The sequence below is a fragment of the Gluconacetobacter liquefaciens genome (assembly GCF_003350405.1).
Lineage (GTDB): Bacteria > Pseudomonadota > Alphaproteobacteria > Acetobacterales > Acetobacteraceae > Gluconacetobacter > Gluconacetobacter liquefaciens.
This window is the reverse complement of sequence record NZ_QQAW01000010.1, coordinates 54,574-74,425: the sequence shown is the minus strand read 5'-3', so window position 1 is coordinate 74,425 and position 19,852 is coordinate 54,574. Positions and strand designations below refer to the sequence as shown.

The following is a 19,852-nucleotide window of genomic DNA, read 5'->3' as shown; positions in this document are numbered from 1 at the left end:
AACGACCCCGAACCCCCTTTGCCGAACCTGTAAGGTAGCGCCCCCATGGACGATCTCGACCAACTCGAAGCCCAGAGCGTTTACATCCTGCGCGAGGCGTACCGGAAGCTGAAGCCACTGGCGATGCTGTGGTCGCTGGGCAAGGACTCCAACGTCATGCTGTGGCTGGCGCGCAAGGCGTTCCTCGGCCGGGTGCCGTTCCCGGTGATGCACGTCGATACCGGCAAGAAATTCCCCGAGATGTACCGCTTCCGCGACGAATATGTGAAAAAGTGGGACCTGGAGCTGCTGCTGGGCGACTGCCCGCCGGTCGAGGAAATCGACCCGACGCTGCCCCCGGCCGCCCGCTCCGCCGCGCGCAAGACCGCCGGCCTGGCGACGATGATCGAGAAATACAAGCTGGAAGGCGTCATCGCCGGCATCCGCCGCGACGAACAGGCCACCCGCGCCAAGGAGCGCGTGTTCAGCCCGCGCGGATCGAGCCATAAATGGGATGTCCGCAACCAGCCCCCCGAATTCTGGGACCAGTACGCCACCCCGCATGAAGAGGGCGTGCATATCCGCGTCCACCCGCTGCTGTCATGGCGCGAGATCGACATCTGGCGCTATATCGAGCGCGAGGGCATCCCGCTGGTCGACCTGTATTTCTCCAGGAACGGCAAGCGCTACCGCTCGCTGGGCGATCAGGACATCACCAGCCCGATCGAGAGCGAGGCCGCGACGGTGGCCGAAGTGATCGCGGAACTGCAGACCACCCGCACCTCCGAGCGCGCGGGCCGCGCCATGGACCATGAATCGGAAGATGCGTTCGAGCGGCTGCGCGTCGCCGGCTATCTATAGAACCCAGCGGACGGATCGAGACATACCATGAGCAACGATACCCGCCAGGACGCGGCCACCCCCATCGTCATCGTCGGCCATGTCGACCACGGCAAATCCACCCTGATCGGCCGCCTGCTGCATGACACCGACAACCTCCCGGAAGGCCGGGTGGCGCAGATCATCGAATCCAGCCGCAAGCGCGGCCTGAAGGTGGAGTGGAGCTTCCTGCTCGACAGCCTGCAGATCGAGCGCGACCAGGGCGTGACCGTCGATTCCACCCGCATCCCCTTCCTGCTGGGCGACCGGCAGTTCGTGATCGTCGATGCGCCGGGTCACCGCCAGTTCCTGCGCAACATGATCACCGGCGCCGCCGATGCCGAGGCCGCCGTACTGGTGATCGACGCCGCCGAAGGTGCGCAGGAACAGACGCGCCGCCATGCGATGCTGCTGCGCCTGATCGGCATCCGCCACGTCATCGTACTGATGAACAAGGTGGACCTGCTGGATTATGACGAGCAGAAGATCGCGGCCTCCGAACAGGCGGTCGCCGCCCTGCTCAAGCAACTCGAGATCGAACCCAGCCTGTTCATCCCCGCCTCGGCGCGCGAGGGCGACAACATCGCCTCCCGCTCGCCTCAGATGGCATGGTACAAGGGCCCGACCCTGACCGAGGCCCTGGCCCTGGTCCCGTCCCCCGCCGGCCGCGCCGACCTGCCGCTGCGCCTGCCGGTGCAGGATGTCTACCGTTTCGACAGCAAGCGCGTGGTCGCCGGCCGCATCGAGCGCGGCCGTGTTTCGGTCGGCGACACGCTGGTCATCGGCACCCACGGCACCACCGCCCGCGTCGCCTCCATCGAAAGCTGGCACACCGCCCCGCAGATTTCCGCCGTCGCCGGCCAGTCGGTCGCCATCACGCTGGAACCGGACGTCATCCCTGATCGCGGCGACCTGCTGCACCGGCCGGACGAAGCACCGATCCGCACCGCCCGCATCCGCTCGCGCCTGTTCTGGCTGCGGCAGGAGCCGCTGCGCGTGGGCGAGAGCTTCCGCCTGCGCCTGGCCACCGCCGAGCATCAAGTCACCGTCGCCTCGATCGATTCCGTGGTGCGGCTGGACGACCTGACCGAACACGCATCCGATCACGTCCCGCCCGAGGGCTTCGCCGAGATCACGCTGGCGGCGTCGGAGAGCATCCTGTTCGATGCCTTCACCCCCGGCACCACCGACGGGCGCGGCGTGCTGGTCGACCGTCACCAGCGCATCGTCGGCGGCGCACCGCTGATCGGCCCGGCCGACATCGCTAGCGGCACCAAAGCCATCCACCCCACCGACAGCACCGTCTCGCTGTGGGACCGGGCGCAGGCGCGCGGCCATCGCGGCGGCGTATTCTGGATGACCGGCCTGCCCGGCGCAGGCAAGAGCACCATCGCCCGCGCGGCGGAATCCCGCCTGTTCGCGCAGAAGATCGACGTCTCGGTGCTGGATGGCGACACGCTGCGCGCCGGCCTGTGCGCCGATCTGGGCTTCTCGGAGGCAGACCGCACCGAGAACGTGCGCCGGGCCGCCGCCGTCGCCCGCATCCTGGCCGAAACCGGCCAGGTGGTGCTGGTGGCGCTGATCTCGCCGCGCACCGCCGACCGCGAACTGGCGCGTCAGGTCGTGGGCGAAGGCTTCCACGAAATCTTCGTGGATGCCGACCAGGCCACCTGCGAGGCCCGCGACCCCAAGGGCCTCTATCAGGCCGCCCGCGCCGGGCAGATCACCGGCTTCACCGGCATCGACGCGCCCTACGACGTCCCGGCCACACCGGACCTGCACCTGGCCACCGGTGCCGGCAGTGTGGCCGACGTCGCGGATCGTCTGGCCGGCTATGTGGCCGATAGCGTCAAACTGGCCGAAGCCACCCGCCGCCGCTCCTGAGCGGACGGCCCCGGCAGATATACAGAGCGTAATGCACGATTAACAATCGTGCATTCCTCTTGTATTGCGCGCATGAAACCCCTAATGCCTCTGTAGAACGGGGCGACATCCTGCCGCCATCGGCCGGATCGGGTAAAATTAAGGACGGACCAGTGAGCGATGTCAGGAACAACCGCCGCGAGGCCGGCGGTTCGAGCGTGATCACCGCCAACCGGCTGCTGGACGGGCGCATCGTCTGGCAGGTGGCCGAAGGCGACTGGTCCCCCATGATCAAGGACGCGCGGATCATCCCGAACGCGGAGATCGAGGCCGCCATCGCCCAGGCCGCCGCCCGTCAGCAGGCCGACGGCCTGGTCGGGGTCTACGGCGTGCAGATCGAATCCGACGAAGCCGCGCCGACCCCCGTCACGGTGCGCGAGCGCATCCGCGCCTTCGGTCCCACCGTCCATCCCGATTTCACGCCCGCAGCCGAGCTCGAAGCCCATGCCTGACACCATCCCAGCACCCGCGCTGCCCGTCGGGCATTACGGCTACGATCAGGTCGACCGCGCCTTCCTGGCCGACCGGGTGGAGCAGTTCCGCGACCAGGTGGCCCGCCGCATCGCCGGCACCCTGTCCGAGGACGAGTTCAAGCCGCTGCGCCTGATGAACGGCCTGTATCTGCAACTGCACGCCTACATGCTGCGCGTCGCCATCCCCTACGGCGTGCTCGATTCCCGGCAGATGCGCGAACTGGCCCATATCGCCCGCACCTACGACCGCGATTACGGCCATTTCACCACCCGCCAGAACCTCCAGTTCAACTGGATCAGACTGGAAGACACGCCCGACATCCTGGCCCGTCTGGCCGATGTCGACATGCACGCCATCCAGACCAGCGGCAACTGCATCCGCAACGTGACCTGCGACCAGTTCGCCGGCGCGGCGCAGGACGAACTGGTCGACCCCCGCGTCCATGCCGAAATCCTGCGGCAATGGTCCACGCTGCATCCGGAATTCACCTTCCTGCCGCGCAAGTTCAAGATCGCGATCAGCGGCAGCCCCAACGACCGCGTGGCTGCCCGCTTCCACGATATCGGGCTGGTGGCCAAACCGGCCCCCGATGGCGGCACCCAGTTCGACGTCTTCGTCGGCGGCGGCATGGGCCGCACGCCCATCGTGGGCGTGCACCTGCGCGACGACCTGCCGGAAGAAGACCTGCTGGCCTATCTGGAAGCCATGGTCCGCGTCTATAACGAGTACGGCCGCCGCGACAATATCTACAAGGCGCGGATCAAGATCCTGGTCCAGGCGCTCGGCACCGAAGGCTACCGCCAGAAGGTCGATGCCGAGTTCGCGTCCATGAACCGCGCCCGCTACCGCCTGCCGCCCGAGACGGTCGCTGCCATCCGCGCCCGCTTCGGCACGCCGGACCTGAACGCGCCCGACGACGCGGCCGCCCAGTTCGACCGCGCTCGCCGCGCCGACCCGGCCTTCGACCGCTGGGTGCGCACCAACACGCATCCGCACCGCGCGCCGGGCTACATCTCCGCCGTCATCTCGCTCAAGCCCGCCGGCGGCATCCCCGGCGATGCCACTTCGGCGCAGATGGATACGGTGGCCGACCTCGCCGACCGCTACGCCTTCGGCGAAATCCGCGTCACGCACATGCAGAATCTCGTGCTGGGCCATGTGCGGCAGGACGAACTGCATGCGCTGTGGCAGGCCCTGCGCGCGGCAGACCTCGCCTCGGCCAATATCGGGCTGATCGGCGACATCATCGCCTGCCCCGGCCTCGATTACTGCGCGCTGGCCAATGCGCGGTCGATCCCGATCGCCCAGAAACTCGGCGCCCGCTTCGCCAGCCCCGAACTGCAGGAAACGATCGGCCCGATCGAGATCAAGATCTCGGGCTGCATCAATGCCTGCGGCCATCACCATGCCGGCCATATCGGCATTCTGGGCGTGGACAAGAAGGGCGAGGAATTCTTCCAGCTCACGCTGGGCGGCTCGCCGGGCAGCGACGCCTCGGTCGGCCAGATCCTCGGCCCGGCCCTGCCCGAGGACGCAACGGTGGACGCCATCGCGCGCCTGGTCGATGCCTATCTGGTCCACCGCACGGGGGGCGAGCGCTTCCTCGATACCTACCGGCGCCTGGGCGCCGCCCTGTTCAAGGATGCCGTCTATGCCACTGCATGAAAATGGGTCGCTGCTTGAAGACGGACGGCTCGTCCCCGACGCCTGGACGACGCTCGACGCGGAATCCCCTCTCCCCGCCACCGGCCCGGTCATCGTGCCGCTCTCCCGGCTGGAGGAAGGGCTGGCCCGCCCGCATGACGAAAAACTGGGCGTAGCACTGCCGCAAGACGCTGAAATCGACACGCTGCGCACGGCCCTGCCCCGCCTGTCGCTGGTGGCGGTCACTTTCCCGATCTTCCGCGACGGCCGCGCCTTCAGCCAGGCCCGCGCCCTGCGCGAACATCTGCACTTCACCGGCGAAATCCGCGCCACCGGCAAGCCCCTGCCCGATCAGTACGAGTTCCTGCTGCGCTGCGGCGTCTCCACGGTCGCCCTGCCCGCCGGCAGCGATCCGGACATCTGGGCGCGCGCCCACACGCGTTTCCGCACCGCCTATCAGCCCTCGGTGCGCGGCGAACGCGCCGAAGGCTTCGCGCTCCGCCGCCTGCTCGGCTGACAGCATCACGAAAGCGGCGTGCCTGTGCCGACAGGTGCCAGCACGTCGTCCTGTCCCGCCAGATAGCGACGCGGCGATGCCCCGAGCATCTTTCGGAACATGGCGGTAAATGCCGCCGGATTGTCATAGCCCAGATCCATCGCGATGGTCGTGACCGGCTCGCCGGCCACCAGACGCGGCAGCGCAGCGATCAGGCAAGCCTGCTGGCGCCAGGCCATGAAGCTCATCCCGGTCTCGCGACGGAACATCCGCGTAAAACTGCGGGGCCGCACACCCAGCCGCCCGCTCCACGCTTCGATCGTCTCATGGATCGACGGGTCGGCCAGAAACGCCCGACACATGCTTGCCAGCACCTCATGCCCGGGCACCGGCAGAAACAGCGGCACAACCGGCAGATCGGCAATCTCGTGGCGGATCAGGTTCATCAGCGCCCCGGCCCGTCCGTGCATGTCATAATCCGCGGGCAGCTCGACCGCCTCGGCCAGCAACGCCCGCATGAACGCCGAAAGGCCGACCACGCAGCAATCCGCCGGCATGGCACCGATCGCACTGGGCTTGAGATAAAGACTGTTCGAGCGTACGGCCCCCAGCATGCGAACCTGATGAACGCTCCCGGCCGGAATCCAGATCGCCCGCTGCGGCGGCATCACCCAGGTTCCATGCCGCGTCGTCACCATGACAGCCCCCGATGTCGCGCAGAGAAGCTGCGTCCGCCGGTGGCTGTGCGGCGCAATGACATGCCCGTCGATATACGCGTTGCCCAGAGCAACGATATCGCGTGGCGAATCCTCGATCTGCTCCACGCGGCGGTTCCAGACCACTGGCCCACTCTCACTGTTCAGGTGCCCATCCGCGGTGGCGGGCCGTGTGGCGTCCGCTTAGGCTTCCCCTCATGCTTTGGCAAGCCAATCTCGAAAAAACCAGGAATCAGGAAAGACCTTTCCCCGTGAGCCAGTCCGCCGCCTCCGCGTCGCCCCACCGTCCCATCGCGTTTCCCGTCCTCGGCGCGATCAGCTTCTGTCATTTCCTCAATGACACCATGCAGTCGCTCCTGCCCGCGATCTACCCGATCCTCAAAGGCGGCTTCGCACTGAGTTTCGGACAGATCGGCCTGCTGACATTGATGTACCAGGCCACCGCTTCGCTGCTTCAGCCGCTGGTCGGCCTCTATAGCGATCGCGGCCCCAAACCCTGGTCTCTTCCCTGCGGCATGGGCTTCACGCTGCTGGGGCTGCTCACGCTGGCCTATGCCCCATCCTATGGATTGCTGCTGTGCGGCGCAGCCCTGCTCGGGACGGGTTCATCCATCTTCCACCCAGAATCCTCGCGGATCGCCCGCCACGCCTCGGGGGACGCCCATGGCCTGGCCCAGTCGCTGTTCCAGGTCGGCGGCAATTTCGGTACCGCGATGGGCCCGCTGCTCGCAGCGTTCTTCATCCTGCCGCACGGCCGGCACAGTCTGGCCTGGTTCGCCCTGCTGGCACTGGGCGGCATGGCGCTGCTCACCCTGCTGGGGCGCTGGTACCACAACAACAGCCAGCCCCGGCAAGCCGGACACAGGGCCGGCGCGGATGCCGCCCGGCTCCCGCGCGGACAGGTCGTCCGCGCCCTCGCCATCCTGATCGCGCTGGTCTTCTCGAAATATTTCTATCTCGCCAGCATCACCAGCTATTACACGTTCTACCTGATCCACCATTTCCATCTGTCGATCAGGGCCGCGCAGGCCGACCTGTTCATCTTCCTCGCGGCAGCCGCCGCCGGCACCATCCTCGGTGGCCCGATCGGCGACAGGATCGGCCGCAAGGCCGTCATCTGGACCTCCATCCTCGGCGTCCTGCCCTTCACACTGGTCCTGCCCTATGTGGGGCTATCCGCCACCATCGGCCTCAGCATCGTGATCGGTGCGATCCTCTCCTCGGCATTCTCCGCAATCGTGGTCTATGCGCAGGAACTGATGCCGGGCCGGATCGGCTTGGTATCTGGCCTCTTCTTCGGCCTGTCCTTCGGCATGGGCGGCCTGGGCGCCGCCGTACTCGGCACGCTCGCGGACCATACGAGCATCGAATTTGTCTATCGTCTCTGCTCCGTCCTGCCCGCGATCGGCCTGCTGGCCGCCTTTCTCCCTCACGCTCGCCGCCCCGCGCAGTCATAGTCCTCGCCCGGCTTCATACCGGCACCGGCACGGGCGCCCCTTTCGCCCGGCGAGCGCGCATGCTACCGCCGGGTTCATGATCCGACGCCCCGCCCTGCGCGGCACGCCATGCTGAAACGCCTGACCGGGGCGGGCGCGGCCCGCGCATCAGCGATCGTACTGCTGCGCGCCTATCTGCGGCTGACAATCGGCACCACGCGGTGGACCTTCGACATCCACCCGGATGCATACCCACTCCTCACCGGCCAGGGCGAACAATCCGTGCTGGTCGCCTTCTGGCACGAAACGCTGGCCCTGACCCCGGCCCTGCTCTGGTGGTCCATCGCGCGCAACCCCACCCTGCGGCCGCACGTCCTGATCAGCCGCAATCGCGACGGCCGGCTGATCGCCGACATCATCGCCCCCTGGGGCGCCGGCACCATCGCCGGCTCGACCGACCGCAAGGGCAAGGACAAGGGCGGCGCAGCAGCCCTGCGCCAGCTACTGGCCCTGATCCGCAGCGGCGACCCGGTCGTGATCACTCCCGACGGCCCGCGTGGCCCCCGCCGGCAGGTCGAACAGGGCGCGATCGGCCTGGCCCGCCTCTCCGGTGCCCCGATCGTGCCGGTGGGCGGCTGGTGCGCAAGCTGGCGGCTGGGCGGCTGGGACCGCATGATGCTCCCCCTGCCGTTCGGGCGCGGCCGGATCGTCTGCGGCGCGCCGATCGCCGTCACCCGCGAGGATCAGGACACAGCCCGCGCCAACCTCACCGGGGCCCTCGATGCGGCCATGCACGCCGCAGCCCCCGCCCCGGCCCGCGCGGCGCAACAGCTCTGGGCCGGACTGGCCACCCTGCTGGCCCCGGCCCTGACGCTCCTGCTGCACCGCCGCCTGGCTCGCGGCAAGGAAATACGCGGCCGCCAGCGCGAGCGCATGGGCCTGACCACACAGCCCCGCCCTCCCGGCAAACTGGTCTGGCTGCACGCCGCCAGCGTGGGCGAAACCCTGTCGATCCTGCCCGTGATCGCAGAACTGCTGGCCCAGAATGCCAGCCTGCATGTGCTGGTCACCACCGCGACCGTCACCGCCGCCACCCTGCTGGAACAGCGGCTGGCCGACATCAAAGGCGGCACGCGGGTCATCCATCAGTTCATCCCGCTGGATGTCCCCCGCTGGATCGACCGCTTCCTCCGCCGCTGGCGCCCCGATGCCGCCGCCCTGACCGAAAGCGAACTCTGGCCCAACCTGATCGAGGCCTGCCACCGCCAACGCATCCCGCTGGCCCTGCTGAACGCGCGCCTGTCCGACCGCGCGCGGGCCGGCTGGGGCCGCGTACCCGGCCTGGCCGCGCGCATGCTGGGCCGCTTCGCCTGGATCGCTGCCCGTTCCGATCGCGACGCCGCCCGGTTCCGGACCCTGGGTGCCGAACGGATCGACACGCCGGGTGACCTGAAAAACGCCGCCCCCCCCCTACCAGCCGACCCGACGACGCTGGCCCATGTGCGTGCCCTGCTCGCCCACCGCCCGGTCTGGCTGGCTGCCGCCACTCATGCAGGCGAGGAAGAGGAGATCGCCAAGGCCGCCCGGCAGATCCGCACCCGCTACCCCACATTGCTGACCGTCATCGTCCCCCGCCACCCCGAGCGCGGCCCGGCCATCGCCGAGGGCCTGGACAACGCCCCCCGCCGCGCGGCCGGGCAGGAACCAGGTCCGGAAGACTCCTTCTGGATCTGCGACACGCTGGGCGAACTGGGCCTGTTCTATCAGGCGGTGCCGATCGTCTTCATCGGCAACAGTCTGCCCGGCCCCGGCCGGCGCGGCGGCCACAACCCGCTGGAGCCGGCCCGCTTCGGCGCCACGCTGGCCACCGGCCCCCTGACGGAAAACTTCCTCGACGCCTTCACCCGCCTGGGCAATGCGGTACACATCGTGCCCGATGCCGACGCCCTGGCCAAATGGGTGGAAACAATGCTGGCCGACCCCGCCCGCCGCACCGAGGCCGGGCAACAGGCCGCATCGGCGACCCACGCCGCTTCCACCCTCCCTAACCGTCTGGCCACACGCCTGCTCGCCCTGATGGACGCATGCTGATGCGCGCCCCGCGTTTCTGGTACGCAGCGGATGGTGGCTGGTCGGCCCGGCTGCTGACCCCCGCCGCTGCCCTCTACGCGCGGGCCACCGCGCGCCGCCTGCGCCAACCCGGCTGGCACGCCCCGATCCCGGTCCTGTGCTGCGGCAACCTCACCGCCGGCGGCGCGGGCAAGACGACACTGGTGCTGGATCTGGCAACCCGGCTGATCGCGCGCGGCCGGCGCGTCCATATCCTGACGCGCGGCTACGGCCGCCGCCGCGCCGGCCTGCTGCGGGTCGATCCCACCCGCCACGACGCCACCGATGTGGGCGACGAAGCCCTCCTGCTGGCCGCCCTCGCCCCCACCCACGTCTCGGCCGACCGCGTAGCCGGCGCCCGCGCAGCCCTCGCCGAAGGCGCGGATTGCCTGCTCATGGATGACGGGTTCCAGAATCCCGGCCTCTTTCAGGACATGAGACTGCCGGTCATCGACGGCGCCAGCGGCTTCGGCAACGGCCATGTCATCCCCGCCGGCCCCCTGCGCGAACCGGTCGCGACCGGCGCCGCCCGCGCCCACGCCGCGATCCTGATCGGCGACGACCATGCCGGCGCCCTCACCCACCTGCCCGGCCACCTGCCGATCCTGCACGCCAGCCTGGCGATGCAGGACGCAACACCCCTGCTGGCCGGCCGCCCCGCCATCGCCTTCGCCGGCATCGGCCGCCCGGAAAAATTCTTCGACGGCCTGCGCCGACAGGGCATCGCACCGGCGGCCTGCATCCCCTTCGCCGATCACCACCCCTACACCCCCCGCGACCTGCATCGCCTGCGGGACCTGGCCACCGTCCACGGCGCGGCGCTGCTGACCACACCGAAGGATGCCGCGCGCCTGCCCACGAACATGCGGGCCCAGGTTCTGAGCATCGGTGTCGGGCTGGCATGGACCGACCCGGCCGCGCCGGAACGGCTGCTGGACCAATGGCTGGCAGGCAGACCGGAAACCAGCACCTCATGAGCAAGCCCCGCGACGAAACCCGCCCCGTCACCCGGCTGATGCGGCTGGAAGCCCTGGCCGCGCGCGCAGCCCTGGCATTGCTGCGCCGCCTGGGCCCGGTCGGGGCGTCGAATGCCGGCGGCGCCGTCTGCCGCGCCATCGGCCCGCGCCTGCCGGTCTCGCGCATCGCGGACGCCAATCTGCGCCTGGCCATGCCGGAACTGGACGCCCCAGCCCGACGGGCAGTAATCAGCGCGGTGTGGGACAATCTGGGCCGCACGGTCGGCGAGTTCCCGCATATCGCCGCCCTGCCGGAAAACCCGGCATCGGGACCGGGCTGGGATGTCGTCGGGGCCGAACATCTGGCGGCGCAGGTCGCACGCGGTGGCCCGGTGATCTTCATGTCCGGCCATATCGGCAACTGGGAGATGCTGCCGCCCGGCGTGGCCCGCCACGGGCTGCCCTTCGCCTCGTTCTACCGCGCCGCCGGCAATCCGCTGGTCGACGGCATGATCCGCGCGCTACGCGAAGCGGCAATGGGCGAGACCGTGCCCATGTTCGCCAAGGGCGCACGCGGCGCACGCGGCGCCCTGGCCCATATCGCGCGCGGCGGCCGGCTGGGCATGCTGGTCGACCAGAAGATGAATGACGGCATCGAGGCGACACTCTTCGGCCACCCGGCCATGACCGCGCCCGCCCTGGCCGCCATGGCCCTGCGCTATCGCTGCCCGGTCATCCCCGGCTATGTCGAGCGACTAGGCCCGGCCCGCCTGCGCATCCATGTCGAACCCCCGCTCGACCTGCCCGACAGCGGCGACCGGCAGGCCGACATCCTGACCCTGACGCAAGCCGTCAACGACCGGCTGGAACACTGGGTCCGCGCCCGCCCCGGCACCTGGCTGTGGCTGCATCGCCGCTGGCCCAAATCCTCCTACAGCTGATCCACAGGCCCTGCATCCATCCCGAGCCCTGCTTCGATAAGGGTCAATCGCGGGCAGATTCGTCTCACAATCGCATCAATCACAGGCAATTCACGCCAGAAATGTGACAAAGAGATGAAGCCCACGTTTACGCGCTGATTACGTTACGATCATATGCACTATTTCGTGCCTAAAATTAGGTCTTTCTCGCAACAAATCATTGCTTTTTTGCCACATACCCGAACTTCTGCCTTTTTGAGTGGCGACTTCCACCAGATTCAATTTGGCAATGCCCGGCACCGCGCTCTAGCGTTCCCTCGTTCCGCCCATACTCCGAGGACATGACAGATGCCCGCGACGATGACCCTGAAGGCGACCACTTTCTCCACCGACAACGTCGTTTCGCTGCGCGCGAATTTCCTGCCCCGCCATCGGGAATATCTGATGCGCTGGCTCGACGCCGGAACCTGTATGGGATTGTGCGACGTCGATGTTTCTCCCCGCTCCGGCAACGGCCCGATCGAGCACGTGCTGGTCTGGGTACGTGAGAACGCCGATCCGGCCTATCTGTTGCGTCCCGAGGGCATGAACTGGGTCCTGGTCGACAATCTGCGCGACCACCGGCTGGGCACCTTCAAGACCTTCGAAGCGGCGCTCTACGCAATCCGCCCTGTCCTGGCCTGCGGCGCGACCGCGGCGGCCTGACCGCCGCCGCCCCTTTTCTGCCCGTCAGCTCTGCTCCCGCGCCAGACGCCCCGCCGCGGGACTGACAATCCGCCCGCCCCCTGAGGGCTGGATCTGGAAAATCGCCAGATCCCGGCGTGTCTGACCATCCGGCGTCAGCCCGAACACGCCATCCACCCCCGAAAATCCATCCGGCCGCGTCAGGGCTTCGACCGTGTAGCCGTTCGGCCTGTCCGCCGGTCGCGCACGATCCAGCGCCCCAACCAGTGCCGAGGCGTCATAAGCCAGATCGCTCAGGGGTGTCGGCATGGTGTGATAGCGCGCCATGTAAAGCTGGACGAACCGCTGCCGCGCCGTCGGGTCGGGCGCCGCGTACCATGCGCCCTGCAACTGGCCGAGCTTGCCGGCGAATGATGCCCACAGCGCCGTCCCCAGTATTCGCACCGGCGGGGCGGCGGCATTCAGGGGCACCGCCGCAGGCGCGGCCCCATCGGCCGTCGCCACGGCACCCGGCACCGGCGGCACTCCGATCACCTGGAACGCACGCAGCGCCTCGATCACCGACGCCAGTTGCAGCCCGGTATCGGCCAGCAGCAGCGCGTCGAAGGGCGGCGGTCCCAATCGCGAGGGTGCAGGCGCCGGCTGCGCCTGCGGCACTGCCCCCCCCACGGGATCGACCGCCGCCGCCGCATCGGGCGGCAATGCCGCCTGGGCGGCAGGCTGCGCCGCCATCGCGCGCACATCGAAATTGGACAGGGTCTTCAGCCCCTGCGTAATGCTGGCCGGGCTGTCGGCATGATAGACGATCTGCGGCGCGGCCAGGCCCCGCGCCGCGCAATTCCGCGCCAGCGCCCGGCCCATCGCCCGGCCCAGCGCCGTCTCGGGCAGGAAGGCCGCAAAATGCTGCCGCCCCTCGGCCTGCGCCGCCATCACCATCCGCTCGACCTGCTGCTCCGGCGCGATCCCCAGTGCCCATACCCCAGGCCGGCCGACCGACACGTCACTGGTAAAGGCCAGCATCGGCACCGACGCCGTGGTGGAGACCGCGGCAGCCTGCCCGGTCTCGGCCGCCGTCAGCGGCCCGAGGATCACGCCGTCACCATTCGCAAGAGCAGCCTGCGCCGCCGCCCCCGCCCCACCGGGGGCACCCGTGTCGCGGATATCCAGCGGAGGCGCCGTCGGGCTGCCCAGCGCCATGCGCGTTGCCGACAGCATCGCCTGGCCCAGCCGCGCGTTGCCACCACTCAGCGGCAGCAGCACGCCGACCGTCCGACCGGGCGGAACCGCCTCGGGCACCGCCGGAACCGGCAAGGGATGCTCCGTGCCCGGACCGGCGCAGGCCGCCAGTCCGGCCAACGACGCCGCCAGCAGCAGTCCGGCCTTGCCAGACAGGCCCTGACGGGCTGACTTTACGGGCTGTTTCTGCATCCGGGTTGCGAATGACCGATTCATCTTCCTCGTCCCTGCCTTTCCACGCGCCCCATGAAGCCGCGTCCTTCAGCCCTGCGCCATCTTCCCATAGCCGAGCCGACCCCGCCCGTCATGCCCCCGGCACGCACGAGGACACGCCTCCGGCGGAGGACCCGTTCGAAACCCACGCCGAAGAGGAAGACGATATCCCGCCCACCGGCCATCCCGGCCGTGGCGTGCTGACGCTTGTCTCCACACCCATCGGCAATCTCGGCGATTTCAGCGACCGCGCCGCCACCACCCTCGCGGAAGCCGACCTGATCCTGTGCGAGGACACCCGCACCAGCGCGCGCCTGCTCATCGCGCGCGGCATCACCACCCGCACCGAGCCCCTGCACGACCATAACGAGCAGCAGCGCATTCCCGCCCTGATCGGCCAGTTGGAACGCGGCCGCCGCATCGCCATCATTTCCGACGCCGGCACGCCACTGCTCTCCGACCCCGGCTTCCGCCTGGCGCGCGCCGCGATCGCGGCCGATATCACGCTGACGGCAGTCCCCGGCCCCAACGCCGCGATCACGGCGCTGACCCTGTCCGGCCTGCCGCCGCATCCGTTCATGTTCTCGGGCTTCCTGCCGCCGCGCACGGCGGCAAGGCGCGAAGGGCTGGCCAGACTGCGCGCCGCCGAGCAGGCCGGCCTGTCCGCCACCCTGATCTGGCACGAGGCCCCGCACCGGCTGGCCGAGATGCTGGCCGACCTCGCCGACATCTTCGGCGCCGACCGTCCCGCCGCCGTGGCGCGCGAACTGACAAAACGGTTCGAGGAGGTGCGTCGTGGCCCTGTCGGCACACTGGCCGCCTGGTACGCCGACTATCGGGCACGCGGGGAAATCACCGTCCTGCTGGGTCCGCCCGCCGAGGATGACACGGGTGCCGACGATCTGGACGACCGGCTGCGCGCGGCACTGACGACCCTGTCGGTCAAGGATGCAGCGGCCCTGGTCGCCGGCGCGATCAACCTTCCGCGCCGTACGGTCTACGCCCGCGCGCTGGAACTCGCCCGCGAAGCCGGGCCTGACGAGCAGCACCGCTAGCCCCGGATCCCCGGCCGATCCATCCCGCTTACTGGTCACCAATATTCGTATCGAACAGCCCATCCGGCATCGGGCCGCCGCCAAGGCGGACATTGAACAGATCGACCTGCGTCGCCTGTCCCTGCGCATCGACCACACTCCACGAGCGCAGCGACAATGGATTGTCATGGAACACCAATGTCAGGCTCCCGTCCCCCGGCGAGGCGGTCCGCACCAGCGTAACCTGCACCAGCCCGTTGGCATGCGTGAAAGCCGTAACGGTCACGTCGCCCGACAGTTGCAGGCCGGGCCGCAGCAGCAGCCCCAGCGGCGTCTTGTCCAGCGGCAGCGTCGTGGTCTGGCCCAACTGGCTGTCGTTGAAGACGACCTGACCATGATTGGCCACCAGCAACAGCGGGCTCGGCTTGTCATATTCGAAGCGCATCCGCCCCGGCCGGTTCAGCCATGCCGTGCCGGTGGCCCGCTTGCCGTCCGGAGCCAGTTGCTGGAACTGCGCCTCCAGCGTCGTAATCCCGTCCAGATAGGTCTGGATACGCTGCACCCACCCGCGATCGGCGGTCGAGAGCGTCGCGGCCGCCGTCTGGGCATGCAGCGCGGCCACGGGCAGACAGGCCCCGGCCATCAACCCGCCCAGCAGGCAGGTCGCAAGACGGGTCGGCAGGAAAGGCAGGCGGTTCGGTCGCGTCATGGCACCCGGTCGGTCGCAGGAGGTCACCAGCCGATACCTCGCGCAGGCACCGGTCCAGCCCGACTTCGTTGCCCGATCATTCCGGCAAGATCAAGGCGCCGACCGTACCATGCAGGTCCGACCGAAATGTTCTTTTAAAAAAAGAACGAAAAAACCGTGATCCGTTCAGGAACCGTATGCTGAAGCCACAAGACGGGCGCGAGCGTGGAGACCGACCCATCCATCAACCCGACCAGACCGGGCTGGATCACCTGCAACACGACGCGCCGCCGCGCGTCTTCGTCCTCGTTCGAAATGGCGAAGGCAAGGATCTCTCGATCGTTCAGCGTCGTGAATTGGCGCATGAAAACTGCATGCCGAAACTCTCCCGGCATACACAAGACGTTTCGACATCGCGAGAATAACGCGCGTTATCGGCTACGACAGATCAGAGACCGATCAAACCGCCGCTTCGGCGAAGATCCTGCTCACATCGCCCTGCCACGCGCCATGATACCGCTCCAGCCAATGCTCGGCCTGGGTCGGGGCGCCGGCCGCAATCGCCTGCAACGGCGCCAGCAGATGGCTCTCGTCGCGCCCGTTGCCATCCGTCACCGCGCGCGCGCGCAGCCCTTCGGCCGCGATCGCCACCATGCGGGCGGCCAGGTCGTGTGCCACCCCTCCGGCCCAGGGCGCGTCCAGCCCCTGGCGCGGCACGGCGGCACGCAGCGCGACATAGTCCGCCCAGTCCCGCTCGCGCACCAGCGCATCGACCGCCGTCAGCGCCGCATCGTCATACAGCAGGCCCACCCACAGCGCGGACTGCGCCAGCATCATCTCGGGCGACCCCGCATCCGCGCCGCGCATTTCCAGGAAGCGCTTCAGCCGCACATCGGTAAAAGCGGTGGTCATATGGTCCTCGAAATCGCCGATGGTCGGCACCAGACCCTCCAGCCCGTCCTGGCGCTCGCCCTTCATCCACGCCCGGAACGACCGCCCGGCCACGTCCAGGATCTGCCCGTCGCGCACGATGAAATACATCGGCACATCCAGCAGCCATTCCACATAAGCCTCGAACCCGAATGACGGATCGAAGAAGGCCAGCGGCATGCCCGAGCGCACATTGTCGGTATCGGTCCACACATGCGCGCGGTTGGAGAGCAGCCCGTTCGGCTTCCCCTCATAGAACGGCGAATTGGCGAACAGCGCGGTCGCCACCGGCTGCAACGCCAGCGACACGCGCAGCTTGCGCAGCATGTCGGTCTCGGAGGCAAAATCCAGATTAACCTGCACGGTGCAGGTCCGCGTCATCATGTCCAGCCCCAGCGTGCCGACCTTGGGCATGTAGTTGCGCATGATCGCATAGCGGCTCTTGGGCATCCACGGCATGTCCGCGCGCCGCGCCATCGGGTGGAAGCCCAGCGGCGCGAAGCCGATGCCCAGCGAGCGGCTGACGGGGCGGATCGCCTCGAAATGCCGGGCCATCTCATGGCCCGTCTCATGCAGGCTGGCCAACGGCGCGCCCGACAGTTCGAACTGCCCCGCCGGCTCCAGCGACACCGACCCGCCGCGTTCAGGGCCGATTCCCTTCAGCCCGATCAGCTTGCCCCTGTCCTCGATCGCTTCCCATCTGCCACCGCCATCCTGGCGGTTCAGGTCGGTCAGGATCTCGCCGATTCCGTCGGGCGCATAGGGCGGCGGCATCCAGGGCGTCCGCTCCGGCCCGGCGGCGGCCGGCAGGACAAAGCCGAATTTCTCATGCTCGGTGCCGATCCGCCACCGTTCGCGCGGCTTGCCCCCCTCCGCCAGCAACCCGGCCAACTGGCCGATCGATTCAACAGGGGTGGTATCTTGCTCGCCGGGGTTCGACATCGTTTCTGAACAAGCCTTCAAAGACAGAACGGATCGACGGAAGGGTCCGCCGCAGCCATGCGACCGACCGGTCGGTTAGCGCGAATCTGCACCAGACGCGCGCCGGAAGCCAGCCCCCATCAGGGAGAGGCCGCATGCCGCCGCCGTATCCGCCCGCAGGATCAGTTTTCCCAACGTGATCATCCTGACAAACGGCCGCGCACGCAACATGCGCCGCTCGGCGTCGGAAAACCCGCCCTCGGGGCCGACCAGCAGCCCGTCGCCATCGGCCACGCGGTCGATCTCCCCCACCCCGTCATCCGGCCCGTCGCGCTCCGCCGCCACGAACAGGGTGCACCCGGCCGGCCACGCCGCCAGTTGCTCGGGCAGGCGTACGGGCTCGCCGATCGTCGGCACGTCCAGGCGCTCGCACTGCTCCGCCGCCTCCATCGCAATGGCTTCCAGCCGCCCGACATTGACGCGATGCGTATTGGTACGCTCGGTCAGCACGGGCAGGAAGCGCGTCACGCCCAGCTCGGTGCCCATGCGCACCACCATGTCGGTGGCATCGCGTTTCAGCGGCGCGAACAGCAACACCGGCCCGCATGCGGGCTCGGGCGCGCGGCGGCGATGCAGCAGCTGCACCTGCGCGCGGTCGCGCCGCACCGCCACCAGACTGGCCAGCCATTCCCCGTCCCCGGCATTGAACAGCGCAACCTCCGCCCCCGGCGCCATCCGCATCACGGTGCCAAGGTAATGGGCCTGCCCCGGCTCCAGATCGCGCACCGCATCCGCCTCCATCGGCGGCTTTCCAGCCGGATCGGCGAACAGGCGAGGACAATCCTTCATGACGACACCACCTCCGACCGGCCGGGAACATGCCCTCCCGCACCCGGCCCTTGACCGCTTCCATCCCGCGCCCCATTCACACGCGGGCACAAGCTGCTCCCGATGCCTCTATTGTGCCCGCGTGTCCAGACGGAGACCCCAGCGTGACCCCGCTCCCCCATACCGACATCCGGACCACAGGCTGGATCAGCCGCCTGCCCGCGGCGCTGCGCCCATACGCGCTGCTGGCACGGCTGGACCGGCCCATCGGCACCTGGCTGCTGTTCCTGCCCGGCCTGTGGGGCATCCTGCTGCCCGGCGGGGTCGAGGCCGGCGAGCGCCTGCGGCTGGCGCTGCTGTTCGGGATCGGCAGCGTGGTGATGCGGTCGGCCGGCTGCGTGGTCAACGACATGTGGGATCGCGATATCGACCGGATGGTGGCGCGCACGGCGGGCCGCCCCCTGGCCTCCGGTGCGCTGCGCATGCGCCAGGCCGCCTGGTTCCTCGCCCTGCTGCTGGCGATCGGACTGGTCATCCTGCTGCAACTCAACGGGCTCTGCCGCCTGCTGGGCGTGGGCTCGCTGCTGCTGGTGGGGCTGTATCCGCTGGCCAAACGCTTCACCTGGTGGCCCCAGCTCGTCATGGGCTTCACCTTCGGCTTCGGCGCCCCGATGGGCTACGCGGCGGCGGCCGGGCGGATCGACGCCGCATGGGCGGCGCTCTATGCCGCCACCATCCTCTGGCAGCTCGGCTTCGACACCATCTACGGCTTCCAGGACATGGAGGACGACGCGCGCATCGGCGTCAAATCGACATCCCGCCTGTGGGCGGGCCAACCCCGCCAGTTCGTCGGGGCCTGCTACGGACTGGCCGTGGCAGCCCTGCTTTTGGCGGGCTGGCTGGCCGGCTGCACCATCGGCTTCTGGGTGGCGATGGTGCTGCCCGCCATCGCGCTGGGCTGGCAGGTCGCCCATCTCGACAGCACCGATCCGCGCCGCTGCCTGATGCTGTTCCGCTCCAACCGCGAGACGGGGCTGGCCGTGGCCCTGGCTATCCTGGCCGGGCTGACCGGCCGATGAGCACCCGCCCCGATCCCGAATCCTTCATCCTCGCCAACACCAGCCCGGCCCACGCCCCGCTGGTGCCCGAGATCACGCTGCACCTGGCCACCGAGATCACCCCGATCTGGCAGGCCAGCGAAGACTGGCTGACCCGGCAGGATATCGAGCCCCCCTTCTGGGCCTTCGCCTGGCCCGGCGGCCAGTTGCTGGCCCGCCATATCCTGGACAATCCCGCCCTGGTCGCCGGCCGCCGGGTGCTGGATTTCGCGGCGGGCTGCGGCATCGCCGCCATCGCCTGCGCGCAGGTCGGCGCCAGCATGGTGGAGGCCGCCGAAATCGACCCGCTGGCCGTCGCCGCCACCACGCTGAACGCGCGTGCCAACGGCGTGGCCGTCACCGCCACCGGCGCGGACCTCGTCGGCACCGCGCCGCGCTGGGACCTGATCCTGTGCGGCGATGTCTGCTACGAAAACCCGATGACCGAGCATATCCTCCCCTGGCTGCGCGCATGCGCGCGCACCGCCGAGGTCTGGATCGCCGATCCCGGCCGCGCCTACCTGCCCCGCGCCGGCCTGCACCCGATCGTCACCCGCGACATCCCGACCACCCGCGAACTCGAAGACCGCGACGCACGACGCACCACCCTCTACCGCGTCACCCCCTGATCCGCCCGGAAACAGGCGCAGGCGACGATCCGACACCCGCTTCCTGCGCATCGGCACCAA

18 protein-coding genes and 1 pseudogene are annotated in these 19,852 nt (G+C 69.0%); 13 read left to right on the top strand and 6 right to left on the bottom strand.

The genetic code is table 11. The features are described 5' to 3' along the window. Positions 1 to 45 precede the first annotated feature (45 nt). The 5 genes from cysD (at position 46) to C7453_RS15300 (ending at position 5,416) form a co-directional block, all read left to right on the top strand. Positions 46 to 840 carry a sulfate adenylyltransferase subunit CysD gene (cysD, locus tag C7453_RS15320; protein WP_114728549.1) on the top strand — a complete coding sequence of 265 codons (795 nt, stop codon included), beginning with the start codon at positions 46 to 48 and terminating at the stop codon, positions 838 to 840. A 27-nt stretch (positions 841 to 867) separates the two neighbouring features. After that, positions 868 to 2,742, top strand: coding sequence for an adenylyl-sulfate kinase (gene cysC / locus C7453_RS15315; protein ID WP_114728547.1), 1,875 nt, complete (start codon positions 868 to 870; stop codon positions 2,740 to 2,742). A gap of 152 nt (positions 2,743 to 2,894) precedes the next feature. Then, positions 2,895 to 3,233: a DUF2849 domain-containing protein gene (locus C7453_RS15310; protein ID WP_114728545.1), complete on the top strand. Its 339-nt coding sequence runs from the start codon at positions 2,895 to 2,897 to the stop codon at positions 3,231 to 3,233. Continuing rightward, positions 3,226 to 4,920, top strand: coding sequence for a nitrite/sulfite reductase (locus C7453_RS15305; protein ID WP_114728543.1), 1,695 nt, complete (start codon positions 3,226 to 3,228; stop codon positions 4,918 to 4,920). Before C7453_RS15310 ends, C7453_RS15305 begins: the two co-directional genes overlap by 8 nt. Then, on the top strand, positions 4,907 to 5,416 hold the full coding sequence (locus C7453_RS15300; RefSeq protein ID WP_174787975.1) for a DUF934 domain-containing protein: 510 nt from the start codon (positions 4,907 to 4,909) through the stop codon (positions 5,414 to 5,416). The genes C7453_RS15305 and C7453_RS15300 overlap by 14 nt, the downstream gene beginning before the upstream one ends. 5 nt (positions 5,417 to 5,421) lie before the next feature. Here the strand turns inward: C7453_RS15300 and C7453_RS15295 are convergent, their stop codons facing one another. Continuing rightward, the gene (locus tag C7453_RS15295) at positions 5,422 to 6,237 is read right to left on the bottom strand and encodes an AraC family transcriptional regulator (RefSeq protein WP_114728539.1); all 816 of its coding nucleotides are present in this window, start codon (positions 6,235 to 6,237) and stop codon (positions 5,422 to 5,424) included. A 125-nt stretch (positions 6,238 to 6,362) separates the two neighbouring features. Between C7453_RS15295 and C7453_RS15290 the strand changes: the two genes are divergently transcribed. The 5 genes from C7453_RS15290 to C7453_RS15270 all read left to right on the top strand — a co-directional run bounded on the left by C7453_RS15290 (position 6,363) and on the right by C7453_RS15270 (position 12,237). Beyond that, on the top strand, positions 6,363 to 7,568 hold the full coding sequence (locus C7453_RS15290) for an MFS transporter (protein WP_281271508.1): 1,206 nt from the start codon (positions 6,363 to 6,365) through the stop codon (positions 7,566 to 7,568). Between the two features lie 108 nt (positions 7,569 to 7,676). After that, complete coding sequence (locus C7453_RS15285; protein WP_114728536.1) at positions 7,677 to 9,638, top strand: glycosyltransferase N-terminal domain-containing protein; 1,962 nt, start codon at positions 7,677 to 7,679, stop codon at positions 9,636 to 9,638. Next, on the top strand, positions 9,638 to 10,633 hold the full coding sequence (gene lpxK, locus C7453_RS15280; RefSeq protein WP_114728662.1) for a tetraacyldisaccharide 4'-kinase: 996 nt from the start codon (positions 9,638 to 9,640) through the stop codon (positions 10,631 to 10,633). The genes C7453_RS15285 and lpxK overlap by 1 nt, the downstream gene beginning before the upstream one ends. Continuing rightward, positions 10,630 to 11,553: a lysophospholipid acyltransferase family protein gene (locus tag C7453_RS15275; RefSeq protein WP_114728534.1), complete on the top strand. Its 924-nt coding sequence runs from the start codon at positions 10,630 to 10,632 to the stop codon at positions 11,551 to 11,553. The genes lpxK and C7453_RS15275 overlap by 4 nt, the downstream gene beginning before the upstream one ends. 327 nt (positions 11,554 to 11,880) lie before the next feature. Then, positions 11,881 to 12,237 (top strand): hypothetical protein, encoded by a 357-nt coding sequence (locus C7453_RS15270; RefSeq protein ID WP_114728532.1) that lies wholly within the window; start codon positions 11,881 to 11,883, stop codon positions 12,235 to 12,237. A 24-nt stretch (positions 12,238 to 12,261) separates the two neighbouring features. On the opposite strand, the gene C7453_RS15265 is transcribed toward C7453_RS15270, so the two are convergent. Continuing rightward, positions 12,262 to 13,668 (bottom strand): penicillin-binding protein activator, encoded by a 1,407-nt coding sequence (locus C7453_RS15265; RefSeq protein WP_114728530.1) that lies wholly within the window; start codon positions 13,666 to 13,668, stop codon positions 12,262 to 12,264. On the opposite strand from C7453_RS15265, the gene rsmI reads away from it, so the two are divergent. Beyond that, complete coding sequence (gene rsmI / locus C7453_RS15260) at positions 13,656 to 14,720, top strand: 16S rRNA (cytidine(1402)-2'-O)-methyltransferase (RefSeq protein ID WP_245949075.1); 1,065 nt, start codon at positions 13,656 to 13,658, stop codon at positions 14,718 to 14,720. The genes C7453_RS15265 and rsmI overlap by 13 nt on opposite strands. A gap of 28 nt (positions 14,721 to 14,748) precedes the next feature. On the opposite strand, the gene C7453_RS15255 is transcribed toward rsmI, so the two are convergent. The 4 genes and pseudogenes from C7453_RS15255 to C7453_RS15240 all read right to left on the bottom strand — a co-directional run bounded on the left by C7453_RS15255 (position 14,749) and on the right by C7453_RS15240 (position 18,087). Beyond that, positions 14,749 to 15,408, bottom strand: coding sequence for a LolA family protein (locus tag C7453_RS15255; RefSeq protein WP_114728528.1), 660 nt, complete (start codon positions 15,406 to 15,408; stop codon positions 14,749 to 14,751). A gap of 191 nt (positions 15,409 to 15,599) precedes the next feature. Further along, positions 15,600 to 15,698, bottom strand: a pseudogene (locus C7453_RS19690) (iron exporter MbfA); the annotation flags it as partial. 148 nt (positions 15,699 to 15,846) lie between these two features. Continuing rightward, a complete protein-coding gene (locus C7453_RS15245; protein WP_114728526.1) occupies positions 15,847 to 17,259 on the bottom strand; it encodes a glutamate--cysteine ligase in 1,413 nt (470 codons plus the stop codon). 75 nt (positions 17,260 to 17,334) lie between these two features. After that, positions 17,335 to 18,087: a 16S rRNA (uracil(1498)-N(3))-methyltransferase gene (locus C7453_RS15240; RefSeq protein WP_114728524.1), complete on the bottom strand. Its 753-nt coding sequence runs from the start codon at positions 18,085 to 18,087 to the stop codon at positions 17,335 to 17,337. Positions 18,088 to 18,230: 143 nt separating this feature from the next. Between C7453_RS15240 and ubiA the strand changes: the two genes are divergently transcribed. Together ubiA and C7453_RS15230 are read left to right on the top strand one after the other, a co-directional pair. Further along, positions 18,231 to 19,145: a 4-hydroxybenzoate octaprenyltransferase gene (ubiA, locus tag C7453_RS15235; RefSeq protein WP_245949074.1), complete on the top strand. Its 915-nt coding sequence runs from the start codon at positions 18,231 to 18,233 to the stop codon at positions 19,143 to 19,145. Further along, on the top strand, positions 19,142 to 19,792 hold the full coding sequence (locus tag C7453_RS15230; protein WP_114728521.1) for a class I SAM-dependent methyltransferase: 651 nt from the start codon (positions 19,142 to 19,144) through the stop codon (positions 19,790 to 19,792). The genes ubiA and C7453_RS15230 overlap by 4 nt, the downstream gene beginning before the upstream one ends. Positions 19,793 to 19,852: the final 60 nt, after the last annotated feature.